This window comes from Ralstonia insidiosa (assembly GCF_008801405.1).
Lineage (GTDB): Bacteria > Pseudomonadota > Gammaproteobacteria > Burkholderiales > Burkholderiaceae > Ralstonia > Ralstonia insidiosa.
Map to the genome: position 1 here is coordinate 129417 of NZ_VZPV01000003.1, position 13139 is coordinate 142555.

General features: G+C 62.3%; 13 protein-coding genes. 11 read left to right on the top strand and 2 right to left on the bottom strand.

The window, feature by feature from the left end; all coding sequences use genetic code 11:
* Positions 1 to 4: 4 nt before the first annotated feature.
* Positions 5 to 502: a winged helix-turn-helix transcriptional regulator gene (locus tag F7R11_RS22755; protein WP_064807608.1), complete on the bottom strand. Its 498-nt coding sequence runs from the start codon at positions 500 to 502 to the stop codon at positions 5 to 7.
* 161 nt (positions 503 to 663) lie between these two features.
* On the opposite strand from F7R11_RS22755, the gene F7R11_RS22760 reads away from it, so the two are divergent.
* From F7R11_RS22760 to F7R11_RS22775, 4 genes are all read left to right on the top strand, one after another.
* On the top strand, positions 664 to 2139 hold the full coding sequence (locus F7R11_RS22760) for an efflux transporter outer membrane subunit (RefSeq protein WP_082932928.1): 1476 nt from the start codon (positions 664 to 666) through the stop codon (positions 2137 to 2139).
* 61 nt (positions 2140 to 2200) lie between these two features.
* Entirely contained in the window at positions 2201 to 2713 is a 513-nt protein-coding gene (locus F7R11_RS22765; RefSeq protein ID WP_064807606.1) for a MarR family winged helix-turn-helix transcriptional regulator, read from the top strand.
* An 81-nt stretch (positions 2714 to 2794) separates the two neighbouring features.
* A complete protein-coding gene (locus tag F7R11_RS22770; protein WP_064807603.1) occupies positions 2795 to 3979 on the top strand; it encodes a thiolase family protein in 1185 nt (394 codons plus the stop codon).
* A 60-nt stretch (positions 3980 to 4039) separates the two neighbouring features.
* Positions 4040 to 4573 (top strand): winged helix-turn-helix transcriptional regulator, encoded by a 534-nt coding sequence (locus F7R11_RS22775; RefSeq protein WP_064807601.1) that lies wholly within the window; start codon positions 4040 to 4042, stop codon positions 4571 to 4573.
* A 386-nt stretch (positions 4574 to 4959) separates the two neighbouring features.
* On the opposite strand, the gene F7R11_RS22780 is transcribed toward F7R11_RS22775, so the two are convergent.
* Entirely contained in the window at positions 4960 to 5742 is a 783-nt protein-coding gene (locus tag F7R11_RS22780) for an alpha/beta fold hydrolase (RefSeq protein ID WP_231973375.1), read from the bottom strand.
* A 261-nt stretch (positions 5743 to 6003) separates the two neighbouring features.
* Between F7R11_RS22780 and F7R11_RS22785 the strand changes: the two genes are divergently transcribed.
* From F7R11_RS22785 to F7R11_RS22815, 7 genes are all read left to right on the top strand, one after another.
* Positions 6004 to 6609, top strand: a complete 606-nt coding sequence (locus tag F7R11_RS22785) for a TetR/AcrR family transcriptional regulator (RefSeq protein WP_048931417.1) — start codon at positions 6004 to 6006, stop codon at positions 6607 to 6609.
* Positions 6610 to 6681: 72 nt separating this feature from the next.
* Positions 6682 to 7869 carry a substrate-binding domain-containing protein gene (locus F7R11_RS22790; RefSeq protein ID WP_048931416.1) on the top strand — a complete coding sequence of 396 codons (1188 nt, stop codon included), beginning with the start codon at positions 6682 to 6684 and terminating at the stop codon, positions 7867 to 7869.
* Positions 7869 to 8675: an ABC transporter ATP-binding protein gene (locus F7R11_RS22795; RefSeq protein WP_064807599.1), complete on the top strand. Its 807-nt coding sequence runs from the start codon at positions 7869 to 7871 to the stop codon at positions 8673 to 8675. The genes F7R11_RS22790 and F7R11_RS22795 overlap by 1 nt, the downstream gene beginning before the upstream one ends.
* Positions 8668 to 9405, top strand: a complete 738-nt coding sequence (locus F7R11_RS22800; protein WP_064807597.1) for an ABC transporter ATP-binding protein — start codon at positions 8668 to 8670, stop codon at positions 9403 to 9405. Before F7R11_RS22795 ends, F7R11_RS22800 begins: the two co-directional genes overlap by 8 nt.
* A 44-nt stretch (positions 9406 to 9449) precedes the next feature.
* Entirely contained in the window at positions 9450 to 10481 is a 1032-nt protein-coding gene (locus tag F7R11_RS22805; RefSeq protein ID WP_064809060.1) for a branched-chain amino acid ABC transporter permease, read from the top strand.
* Between the two features lie 13 nt (positions 10482 to 10494).
* The gene (locus F7R11_RS22810) at positions 10495 to 11580 is read left to right on the top strand and encodes a branched-chain amino acid ABC transporter permease (protein WP_064807595.1); all 1086 of its coding nucleotides are present in this window, start codon (positions 10495 to 10497) and stop codon (positions 11578 to 11580) included.
* 13 nt (positions 11581 to 11593) lie between these two features.
* Positions 11594 to 13138 carry an acyl-CoA synthetase gene (locus tag F7R11_RS22815; protein ID WP_064807593.1) on the top strand — a complete coding sequence of 515 codons (1545 nt, stop codon included), beginning with the start codon at positions 11594 to 11596 and terminating at the stop codon, positions 13136 to 13138.
* Position 13139: the final 1 nt, after the last annotated feature.

The window sequence follows — 13139 nt, forward strand, 5'->3', positions numbered from 1 at the left end:
TGAGTCAAAGGTCTTCCGTCGCCGAAAGGGCGAGTTCGGTTAGGGCGAGTTCGGTTGGGTGGGCATCTTCCGAATGCCGTTCAAGCTGAATGCGGAGTGCTTCGCTGGCGGCTGGTCCGGGTGCGAGACGGTGGTCGTCAGTGGTGATGGGCTCGCGGGTGAGCGCATCGACGACGAGGGGCTGAACAACGCGTCCGGACGCGCGCTCCACGAGTTGGACCATCGCGCCCTCCGGCGAGAAATGCCGGTTGCCCCACGCAATCAGCATCAGCAGGACAGGCCGGAATTCACGACCGAGGTCGGTGAGGATGTATTCGGAGCGCGGAGGGTGATTGTTGTATTGGCGGCGGGCGAGCATGCCGTCGTGCACGAGCCTGTGCAAACGCTGAGCCAGCATGTTGGGCGCAATGCCCAGCCGCTTTTGGAAGTCGTCAAAGCGCGTTGTGCCGTAGAAGGCCTCTCTCAGGATCAGCACGGTCCAACTGTCACCAACGTGTTCCATGCCTCGTGCGATGGGGCAAAGCGTTCCTTTGTGTGATGTGCGGCGCATATAGCGGTCCCTGCCAAAAACAAGTTGCTATCACGATGAAAGTTAGTCTAGAGTAGTAACTATCATCATGCAAGCAAATAAGCGCGATGCCACTTTCATCGAAAGGACTCGTCATGGATCAGGAATCGTTTCCAACCTGGGGCGCGCGCGTTATCGCTCGGCGTGCCGCTTCTTCCGCGGCGCTGGTGTTCATTGCGAGCGGTCTTGTCGCCTGCGCGGTGGGGCCGGATTACCGCAAGCCGGAGAGTGCAATGCCGGTTGCTTATCCGCATGCCGCGGCGCTGGAAACGTTGAACGCTTCGCGCGAACCGGTCTCGCTCGATACGTGGTGGGATGGCTTCAAGGATCCGGCGCTCACGAGGATCATCCAGCGTGCTCTGGATCAGAACCTCGACCTCGCCGCCTCGATTGCACGGGTCGACCAGGCACGCGCCGCCGCAGCCCACGCGGGGGCACAGTTGCTGCCCGAAGGCAGCGTGGGTGCCAACGTAAGCAAGCAGCGCCAGTCCACGCAAAGCGCGCTGGGCCGTCTTGCAAGCGCGCTGCCGGGATACGACCGAGATAAGACGTCGTATTCGGTAGGGGGCAGTGCAAGTTGGGAGATCGACATTGCAGGCGGACTGAGGCGCGGTGCAGAAGCCGCCGATGCGGAACTGGAGGCGGCGGAAGCCGGCCACGTTGGCGTGCGGATCCTGGTTGCCGCCGAGGCTGCGGACGCCTATTTTCGTGTGCGTGGCGCTCAGGACAGGATCGCGATTGCACGCCAGCAGGAAACCACCAGCCGGCAACTTCTTGAATTGGTCCGTCTGCGCCTTGCAGATGGCATTGGCGCGGAACGTGAACGAGCGGAGGCGGAGGCCCAACTGGCCCAGACGCGCGTAACCATCCCGCCGCTCCAGATCGAATTGGAAACCCAACTCAACCGGCTCGACGTACTGATGGGGGCCCAGCCGGGGACGTACGCTGCGGAGCTCGATCAACCCGCCAATTCCATCGTTGTCCCGCAGATTGCTTTGGCGCAGGGGCCAGCCAATCTGCTGCAGCGTCGTCCAGACGTGATTGCCGCGGAGCGCAAGCTCGCCGCGTCCAACGCCAGAATCGGCGTCGCGACCGCTGAGTACTACCCGAAGTTGTCGCTCTCCGCGTTGCTCGGCTTCGAAAGTTTGTCCGTCGGCAAGCTGTTCACCGCACAGGCCTTCCAGCCGACAGGTGTGGCTGGTTTGCGTTGGAGGCTATTTGACTTCGGGCGCGTGGATGCCGAAGTGGCGCACGCCAAGGGAGCCTACGCTGAAGCTTTGGCCGACTATCGCAAGTCCATGCTGCGCGCCACTCAGGATGTCGAAGACGCGTTGATCTCACTGACCCAACTGGATGTACAAAGCCGCGAGCTCGCTACCGAGATCGACGCACATGCGCGTGCGCGGAACGCGTCTGAAGAGGCATACAAGGGCGGGGCGGTCAGCCTATATGAAGTGCTGGAACAGGATCGCCAGTTACTGGCTGCTCGCGATCAGCAAGCACGTGTGCGTACCGACAATGCCCGCGCCGCGGTGGCCGCCTTCCGTTCACTTGGTGGCGGATGGTCTTGATCCAGCAGGCCGCCGGTTGCGATGACTGTGCCGGCAAGGCGCTGCAAGCGCACTAGAGATCATGATGACGATCGAATCGACGACATGGCGCAATCCGTCGGTGCAGACGACACCGTCGCATGCAGACCGCGAGATATTGCTCTTGACGAATCGCTTGAAGAAAGCCTTGTGGCGCACGCTCGAGCTCGAACTGGAAAGAGAGCGCCTGAGCGTGCCGCAATGGCTGGTTCTGTCGGGACTGGCGCGGAACGAGGGTGGGACGCTGACGCATTTCTCGCGGTTGCTCGGCTATGACGCAGGTTCGCTGTCGCGTGTCATCCACCAGCTCAGGCTTCGAAAGCTGATCATGACCGACAGGGCTTCTCAAGACCGACGCAACGCGCTGCTGCAACTCAGCGATGCGGGCTTCGCGCTTTACCAAACGGTCGAATCCAGAACGGCTGGCCTGCCGCCTGTGCTGACCACGGCTTTGGGGCGCCGACGAATGATGGTCCTCGGAGGCTTGATGGAGCGGGCGATTGCCTTGCTGGAAGTCGACGCCATTCCATCGAAATCCGAGGTGCTTTCACCATGACCCGTTCATGTGCCGACGGTGGGGCGAACCTGGGTTCATCTAAACGCAATTCTTACGGCTTCAGCTAGGAGGACAGAAATCATGAACACGAGAGAAGTTGTGTTGTGCCATCCGGTCCGTACGGCCATCGGCGCATTCAATGGCGCACTGAAAGGCACGGCGGCAGTAGACCTGGGCGCTGTGGTGATCGCTGAATCGTTGCGGCGCTCAGGTGTTGATGCCGGCCTGATCGGCAGTGTCGTATTCGGTAACGTCATCCAAGCCGGCAACAAAATGAATCCGGCGCGCCAGGCGGCCATCGGAGCGGGCTTGCCGGTATCGGTACCCGCCATGACCGTCAATCGGGTGTGCGGATCCGGTGCCCAGGCCATCGCGACAGCCGCTGATGAAATCAGGCTCGGCTACCTTGATGCGGCCATCGCCGGGGGCATGGAGAACATGGACCGTGCGCCCTACCTGTTGCCATCCGGTCGTTGGGGCAATCGGATGGGGGACGCCGCACTCCACGACAGCGTGCTGCTGGACGGCTTGCTGGATGCATTCTCCGCAGAGCATTCCGGTTGGCATACGGAAGACCTAGTCACCCGCTACAAGCTGAGCCGAGAAGAGCAGGATCGTTGGGCAGAACGATCGCAAAGCCGCTTTGCCCGCGCGCAGCAACAAGGGCGGTTTGTAGAGCAGATCGTTGAGGTGCCGGTGAAGGTGAAGAATGGTTCGGCTGCATTCAAGGTCGATGAGGCGAATCGGCCCGATACCACGCTTGAAGGGCTCGCTCGCTTGAAGCCGGCATTTCGCAAGGACGGCACCATCACCGCTGGCAATGCGCCGGGCATCAACAGTGGTGCGGCAGCCGTGCTGGTGGCAGAACGTGCATTTGCCGAGCGCCATGGCTTGGTACCGATGGCGCGGCTGACGGCTTATGGCGTGGGCGCCGTCGAGCCGGGCCTGTTTGGTCTGGGGCCCGTGCCCGCGGTACGCCAGGCATTGCAGCGTGCGCAGTGGACGCTGGGCGACGTCGAGCGCATCGAAATCAATGAGGCATTCGCGGCCGTTCCGCTGGCGGTGGCTGCCGAACTCGGGTTGCCGGAGGACATCATCAATGTGGACGGCGGAGCCATCGCGCATGGTCACCCCATCGGTGCGACCGGAGCCGTTTTGACAGCGCGGCTTCTGTATTCGATGCGCGCAGACGGGATTCAACGCGGCATCGTGACCCTCTGCATTGGCGGTGGGCAAGGCATCGCGCTGGCGATTGAAACCCTTTGATGACTTGCGTTGCCGCTATTCGGCTAGCATAACGATAGTTACCTACCCAGAGAGTACGCCATGCAGAGAAAGACCTTCCGCGACATGCCATGCCCGATCGCACGCAGCCTGGAGCGGGTAGGTGAGTGGTGGAGCATTCTGATCCTGCGCGAAGCGTTTTATGGGGCGACGCGCTTCGATACGTTCCAGAAGAATCTGGATATCGCACCGAACATGCTGACACGTCGCCTCAATGGGCTGGTCGAAGAGGGGCTGCTGGAGCGTCGCCAGTATTCGGAGAAACCGCCGCGTTTCGAATACGTGTTGACCGAATGCGGCCACGATTTCCAGCCTGTTCTGCTGTCCTTGCTGGCGTGGGGGAATAAGCACTTTGCGCCCGAAGGCATCAGTGCGCAGCTTGTGGACAGAGAAACACGAAAACGCGCGGAGCCTCTGCTTGTTGACGCAAAAAGTGGCAAGCCGCTGGACTTCGAGCGCTTTGTCATTGCCTCAGGCCCCGCGGCGCCCGAAGGCATGCGCCGCCGTCTGGCGGATGCTGCCGAGTACATGACGGAGGAGGGCGGCCACAAGGTGCAGGCGAGGGCCAGGCGTTGACGTGGTGTCAACGCCCCGCCGCCGTCTAGGCCGCGCACCTGCTTCCATGCGGGTGACGATTGTTCTTCATGCGCGAGATTGACCGAGGCGATACCGCGCCGCTGGCGTTCCGTTGCTGAGCGGCATTGAGCGTTCTGTGCGCGCAGTGATCCGGAAAAAAGAAGTCCGTTGAAAAGGAGGCTTATAACCCTTTGATTGATAAAGGGTCGCGGTGCCAATAAAAAGGGCAACATGTCCGTCGGGCCCCCTCAATTTAACGCCATGGACCGTGCAAAATCTAGCAATGGTCTGTTGAGGTTGGGTGTCACAAGCCTTGGCGCGCTGAGCCTTTGGTATCACTGCGGGTGTGCGGGTGCTGGCCTCTTTCAGGCATGGCCGCATTCTGTCTACATCACTGTCGAGCCGTTCCTGTGATCCACGGCGAGTAGCATTTGCAGCAGCGCTGCGTTGGTGCGATCCGGATGTTCCAGATGGGGCGCGTGTCCAGCACCGGAAATCGTCGCCAACCGCGCTGCGGGATGCAGTGCCTGCGTGGCGCGTGATACGGACGATGCATAGAGGCGGCTGTGCTGGCCGTACACGTGAAACAGGGGCCAGCGTGCCTCTTGCAACACCACGCGAAAGTCCTGTTTGGCCATATCTTCCCAGAGCGCAGCGAGGGTGTGCGGCGCACACTGGCGCATCATGCGTATCACGTTGCATGACTGCTCCAGAGTTGGTTGCGCTCCCTTCGCCCATAGGCCCGCGGCCACGGGCGCGTGCAAACTTTCCCAACGTTGCTGAATCCGGGCGGTCATCTGCTTGGCTTGCAACATGTCATAGCGGCCGTGCAGTCCATGTGGCCAGTCCGGGCTGGTAACGAGCTTTGGCGTCATGTCGATGCTGCCGATCATGGTGATGGGCAAATCGGGTTGGCTACGCATCAACTCCCACGCAACCATGGCTCCCATTGACCAGCCGATCACAATCACTTCGTCGAGTGAAAGATGGCGTATCAACGCCGCCACATCCATCGCAAGCCCGGCGATGGTTGCGCCAGAAGGCCGTAGTGCTGCAGACAAGCCGTGGCCCGCATGGTCCGGCGCGATGAGGCGGTAGCCCTGCGTTGTCAGCGCGCGCTGCCCGTCAAACGTCTCGCCTGATACGGACCAGCCATGTAGCAACAGCACCGGTCGTCCGCTGCCAGCCTCGCGCCAGCCAGGGAGGCCCGCGCAAGCGGCGTGTTCTACGAAGGCAGGCGGAGTGCCGCAAGCGAGCACCGAGGGCAGAACATTCACCGGCAGTTCCTCGAAAAGGACAGGGTTCGGCGTTGCCGTGCGGGAAAGTCATCTATTGACATCCGGATTCTGGCGTTTATATCATGAAACATGAATCAGTCATCATGTTTTGCGGGCGCAGTTTCGTGGTGATGCCCGTGCAGCGAGGTAGGGATGTCCCAAGTAGAAGCCGACGTAACGCAACCCAAGACCGCACGCGGCCAAAAGACGCGCGAGGCATTGCTGCGCGCGTCTGAGAAGGTGTTTGGCGAGAAGGGGTACTACACCGCATCGATCTCCGAGATCACGCAGGAGGCCGATGTCGCCATGGGCACGTTCTACCTGTACTTCAAGGACAAGGAAGACGTGTTTCGTGCGCTGGTGGCGCACATGCTGCAACTGGTGCGCACGCACCTGCGCAAGCATGTTGCTGCGGCCACGTCACAGATGGAAGCGGAACAACTGGGCCTGAAGGCGTTTCTGTCATTCGTCTCTCGCCATAAGAACCTGTACCGCATCGTGCTGGATTCGTATTCGGTGGATGAGAGCATTTATCGCGGCTACTTCCAGGTGTTTGCTGATCTGTACAAGCATCGCCTTGACGACGCGGTGGCGCAGGGCGAGCTTGCGCCGGGCGACTCCGAGGTCCGTGCCTGGTGCCTGATCGGCATCAGCAATTTTCTCGGCATGCAATACGCGTTGTGGGAAAAGCCTGCATCGATGGACAAGGTGGTTGCGGCCGCACACGACTTGATCACGCACGGGCTCGCGGCGCGATGACGACATAGACGAAAGACGGCCACCGCCACCCAGAATGTAGCGGGGCCGAACCACTCAAGGAAGGAGACAACGATGCAACGCAACCGCACGGCCATCCGTGTACTGGCACTCGCAGTCGGCCTGCTGGCAGCTGCCGGCGCATTGGCTAAAGACATCAAGATCGCCCACGTCTATGACAAGACCGGCGCGCTGGAGGCCTACGCCAAGCAGACGCAGACCGGCCTGATGATGGGCTTGGAGTACGCCACCGGCGGCACGATGACCGTGAACGGCAACAAGCTGGTGGTGGTCGAAAAGGACACCCAGGGCAAGCCCGACGTAGCCAAGGCCCAGTTGGCCGCTGCGTACAGTGACGACCGCGCCGACATTGCCGTCGGCCCCACGTCTTCCGGCACGGCACTGGCCATGCTGCCGGTCGCAGAGGAGTACAAGAAGGTCTTGCTGGTGGAGCCGGCCGTGGCCGATTCGATTACGGGCGACAAGTGGAACCGCTACATCTTCCGCACAGGCCGTAACTCGTCGCAGGATGCGATTGCCAACGCGGTGGCGCTGGACAAGCCGGGCGTGCAGATCGCAACGCTGGCACAGGATTACGCATTCGGCCGCGATGGCGTGAAGGCCTTCAAGGGCGCCCTCAAGAACGCCAAGGTCGTGCATGAGGAATACCTGCCGACCAACACCACCGACTTCACCGCCGGCGCACAGCGCTTGTTCGATTCGCTCAAGGACAAGCCGGGCCGCAAGATCATCTTCATCATCTGGGCGGGTGCGGGCAACCCGTTCAAGATTGCCGACCTGGACCCGAAGCGCTACGGCATCGAGATCGCTAGCGGCGGCAACATCCTGCCAGCCATGACGGCCTACAAGAACCTGCCGGGCATGGAAGGCGCGACGTACTACTACTTTGGCATTCCCAAGAACAAGGTCAACGAGTGGCTGGTGTCGACGCACTACGCCAAGTTCAAGACCCCGCCCGACTTCTTTACGGCGGGTGGCATGGCAGCCGGCATTGCATTGGTAGAGGCGCTCAAGAAGACGGGCGGTGACACCAATACCGAAAAGCTGATCTCCACCATGGAGGGCATGTCGTTCGACACGCCCAAGGGCAAGATGACCTTCCGCAAGGAAGACCATCAGGCCATGCAGTCGATGTACCACTTCAAGATCAAGGTGGATCCGGCGTTTGCGTGGGGCGTGCCCGAGCTGGTGCGGGAGATCAAGCCCGAAGAGATGAACGTGCCGATCCGCAATCGCCGCTGATGCGCGAACATGCCAACCCCACGCCCGCGCTGGAGACGCGTGGGCTGACGATCCGCTTTGGCGGTCATGTGGCCGTCAACGCCGTGTCGTGCGCGTTCCAGCCGGGCGAGCTGACGTGCATCGTCGGCCCGAACGGCGCGGGCAAGACCACGTACTTCAACCTGATCTCCGGACAGTTGCCGCCCACGGCGGGGCAGATCCTGCTCAATGGTGAAGACGTGACGCGCATGCCAGTGTCAGCCAAGACGCGTCGCGGTATCGGCCGCGCATTCCAGCTCACGAGCCTGTTCCCGAACTTGCCGGTGCTGGAGAACGTGCGGCTGGCCGTCCAGGCACATCAGCATCGCGGGCTGGATCTGTTCTCGGTGTGGAGCAGCCACCGCGCCATTCGCGAAGAAGCGCTGGCTTGCCTGGAGCGCGTGGCCTTGACCGACAAGCGCAATCAGCCGGTGGCCTCGCTGTCGCACGGGGACCAGCGCAAGCTGGAGGTGGCCATCCTGCTTGCGCTCAAGCCGCGCATCTTCATGTTCGACGAGCCGACTGCAGGGATGAGCGTGGACGAAGTACCGGTGATTCTCGATCTGATCCACGAGATTAAGCAGGACAAGAGCAAGACCGTGCTGCTGGTGGAACACAAGATGGATGTGGTGCGCTCATTGGCCGACCGCATCATCGTGCTGCACAACGGTACGCTGATGGCCGATGGCGACCCGGCCGAGGTGATTGCATCGCCCATCGTGCAGCAGGCGTATCTGGGTACGGCCGAAGTGATAACGGAAGCCGTGGCGGAGGTGGCCCATGGCTGATACCCAGCGCCAACCGATCTTGCGCCTAGCTGACGTGCAGACCCATATCGGGCCGTATCACATCTTGCACGGCGTGAATCTTGAGGTGCCGCGCGGCGGCGTGACGATGCTGCTCGGCCGTAACGGCGCGGGCAAGACCACCACGCTGCGCACCATCATGGGTTTGTGGCAGGCCAGCGCGGGCAAGCTTGAATTCGATGGGGTGGACATCACGAAGCGGCACACGCCGGCCATTGCCCAGCTTGACATTGCGTATGTGCCGGAGAACATGGGGGTGTTTGCCGATCTGACCGTCGCTGAAAACATGCGGCTGGCCGCGCGCGGCGGCTCTGTCGACGCGCAACGGCTCGAGTGGGTCTTTCGCATGTTTCCGGCACTCAAGATTTTCTGGCACCAGCGCGCGGGCGTGCTGTCCGGCGGGCAGAAGCAGATGCTGTCGGTGGCGCGCGCCATCATCGAGCCGCGCAAGCTGCTGATCGTTGACGAGCCCACCAAGGGGCTGGCGCCGGCCATCATTCAGAACATGATCGCCGTGTTCAGAGAGCTGAAGCAGACCGATGTTTCCATCCTGCTGGTGGAACAGAACTTTCACATGGCGAAGTCAGTTGGTGACACGGTGGCCGTGATGGACAACGGCAGGATCGTGCACGCCGGCCGCATGGCCGCACTGGCTGAAGACGAGGCGTTGCAGCAGCGGCTGCTCGGCCTGTCACTGGCGGCGCATCAATGAGCGGCCTTGCCATGGAACCACAGAGCTCTGCGGAGCCGACACCGATGACGACTTCCACTGCCTTGCCAAGCACTGCCGCCGCGCCGGCCAACCTGCCCAAGGTCCGGCTCGACTGGGTGCCGCTGGTACTGGTGCCACTGCTGATGTTAGCGGCGCTACCGATGGTGGGCAGTACGTCGACATGGCTCACGCTCACCGTGGCGGGGCTGGCGATGGGCATGATCGTCTTCGTGGTGTCGTCGGGCCTGACGCTTGTTTTTGGCCTGATGGATGTACTCAATTTCGGGCACGGCGCGTTCATTGCGCTGGGCGCGTATGTCGCCGCCTCAGTGCTGTTGCCGATGCAGGCATGGGTGGAGGCTGACAGCCTCCTGCTCAACCTGGGCGTGTTTGCACTGGCCATTGCGGCGGCCGTGGTGGCAGCTGGCGCGGTCGGCCTGTTCTTCGAGCGCGTGGTGGTGCGCCCGGTCTATGGCCAGCACCTCAAGCAGATCCTCATCACCATGGGCGGCATGATCGTCGCCGAGCAGCTCATCAAGGCCATCTGGGGCCCCGAGACGATCGCCCTGCAGGTGCCCGCAACCTTCCGTGGTGCCGTGCTGCTGGGCGATGCGGCCATTGAGAAGTTCCGTCTCATCGCAGTGGTGCTGGGGCTGGTGATCTTCGTGGCGATGTTGCTGGTGCTCAACCGCACGCGTGTCGGCCTGCTGATCCGCGCCGGGGTGGAAAACCGCGAGATGGTGGAGTCGCTCGGCTACCGTATCCGCCGGCTGTTCATTGGCGTGTTTGTGGTGGGGGCGGCGCTGGCGGGCCTGGGCGGTGTGCTGTGGGGGCTGTATCAGCAGAACATCACGGCGGCGATTGGCGCGCAGGTCAATGTGTTGATCTTCATCGTCATCATCATCGGCGGGCTGGGGTCGACCACCGGTTGCTTCATCGGCGCGGTGCTGGTGGGGCTGATGGCCAACTACACGGGGTTCCTGTTCCCGAAGGTGGCGCTGTTCTCGAACATCCTGCTGATGATGCTGATCCTGCTGTGGCGGCCGCACGGTCTGTATCCGGTGGCCAAGCGTTGAGGAGGGCGGCACCATGATCCGAATGCTTTCTGGTGATTTGCCCCGCAGCCGCGTGCTGACCGCGTTGCTGGCTGTCATCCTGCTGGCGCTGCTTTGCGCGCCGTTTGTGTTTCCGGGCGCGAGGGCGCTCAACATGGCAGCCAAGATCTGCGTCTTCGTCGTGCTGGTTGCGAGCTACGACTTGCTGCTCGGCTATACCGGCGTGGTCTCGTTTGCACACACGATGTTCTTCGGCATCGGCGGCTATGGCGTGGCGATTGCCATGTCCAACATGGCGCCGGGGTGGGGTGCGCTGGCAGTGGGCACGCTGGGCGCGGTGGTGGTATCGGCGGTGCTGGCTTTTGTGATCGGGCTGTTCTCGCTGCGTGTGCGGGCAATCTTCTTTGCCATGATTACGCTGGCGGTGGCCACGGCGTTTGCCACGCTGGTCTCGCAACTCTCCGACTGGACGGGCGGTGAGGACGGTCTGACCTTCAAGGTGCCCGAAGTGTTCACGCCGGGCTTTGCATTGGGCGATACCGAATGGTTTGGCGTGCCGCTTAACGGCAAGTTGCTGTCGTACTACTTCGTGCTGGTGTGTGCGGTGGTGTTGTTCCTGATGCTGCTGCGGCTGGTGAATTCGCCGTTCGGACGCGTGCTGCAGGCCATTCGCGAGAACGACTTTCGCGCCGAGGCCATCGGCTATCGCACCGTGGTCTACCGCACTGTGTCGACCGTACTGTCCGCCGTATTTGCGACGCTGGCTGGTGTGCTGATGGCGCTCTGGCTGCGCTACAACGGGCCCGATACCTCGCTGTCGTTCGAGATCATGGTCGACATCCTGCTGATCGTGGTGATTGGCGGCATGGGCACGCTGTACGGCTCGGTCATCGGTACGACGCTGTTTCTGCTCGCGCAGACCTATCTGCAGGACGTGATGAAGCTGGCCAGCGATGCGACCGCCGCCGTGCCGCTGCTCTCGAACCTGCTGCATCCGGATCGCTGGCTGCTGTGGCTCGGCCTGCTGTTCATCCTGAGCGTGTACTACTTTCCGCAGGGCGTGGTGGGGCGGCTGCGTGGTCACTCGAGCAGCCACGACACACACGAGATCGCGTCATAACGGAGCCCCCGATATGATCGTCGTCGATTGGCTACACAAGAACGCCCAGCACACGCCCGACAAGGTGGCGTTGGTGGACGTCGACGCCGGCCGCCGCGTGACCTATCGACAGTTCGACGAACGGGCGAGCCGGTTTGCCGAGGTGCTGATACAACAGCTGAAGCTGGCGCCCGGAGCGCGGGTGGCCGTGCTGGCACACAACAGCGCCGCGTATTTCGAGATGCTGTACGGCTGTGCTAAAGCCGGCATGGTGATGGTGTGCCTGAACTGGCGCCTGCCGGTGCCGGAGCTGCTGCCGATCCTGCAGGACTGCACGCCGGACGTGCTTGTAGCAGGCGACGGTTTCGTCGACGTGGCCGCAGACTTGCAGCGCGCGCTGCCCGTGCGTGTGCTGTATCTCACAGATGGGCAGCCCATCGACGTCCCGAGGGGTTGGATCGAATTCGAGACTGCGCTGGCCGGTGCATCTGGCAACGTCATCGACATGCCATGCCGCGACGAGCACGACGTCTGGCACCTGCTCTATACCTCCGGCACGACCGGCCGCCCCAAGGGTGTGATCCAGACCTACGGCATGGTGTTCTTCAACGCCGTCAATGCCATGCTCGCCAACAAGATCACGCGCGATGACGTGTTCCTCAACGTGCTGCCGTTTTTTCATACGGGCGGGCTGAACCTGTACGCCAATCCCGTGCTGCACGCGGGCGGCACGGTGCACATCCTGCGGCAATTCGATGCGCAGGTGACGCTCGACAAGCTCGACCGCCGCTCGGGCGAGGGCATTACGATGTTCTTCGCCGTGCCGTCGGTGTACTTGTTCCTGAGCCAGCATCCCGGTTTTGCGGGGGCGGATTTTTCAACCGTCCGCAGTATGGCTGCCGGTGGCTCGCCGGTGCCGCAACCGCTGCTGCGGGCGTACCTGGATAAGGGCGTGACCATCTGCTTCGGCTTTGGCATGACAGAAACCGGCCCCACCGTGTTCGTTTGCGATGAAGCCACGGCGCGCCGCAAGATCGGCACCATCGGCAAGCCGGTCGGCTCGATGCTTACGCGTGTGGTCGACCCATTGGGCCATGACGTTGCCCCCGGTGAGCGAGGCGAGTTGCTGATCAAGGGCCCAGGCATCACCCCCGGCTACTGGAACATGCCCGAGGCCACCGCCGCAGCCATCCGGGATGGCTGGCTGTACTCCGGCGACATCGCCTACACCGACAGCGATGGCGATTACTACATCGTCGATCGCGCGAAGGACATGTTCATCTCTGGCGGCGAAAACGTGTACCCCGCCGAAGTGGAGAACGTGCTGTTCCAGCTTCCTGCGATTGCCGAGGCCGCAGTCATTGGCGCGCCGGACACGCGTTGGGGCGAGGTCGGGGTGGCGATGGTGGTGGTACGCGCCGGCGCCGCGCTCGATGCAGACAGCGTCATCACCCACTGCAAGACGCAGCTGGCTGGCTACAAGGTCCCGCACCACGTGCGCTTTATCGACGCGCTGCCACGCACGCCGTCCGGCAAGGTGGAAAAGCACAAGCTGCGTGCGCAGTTCGCGGCGCACTGAG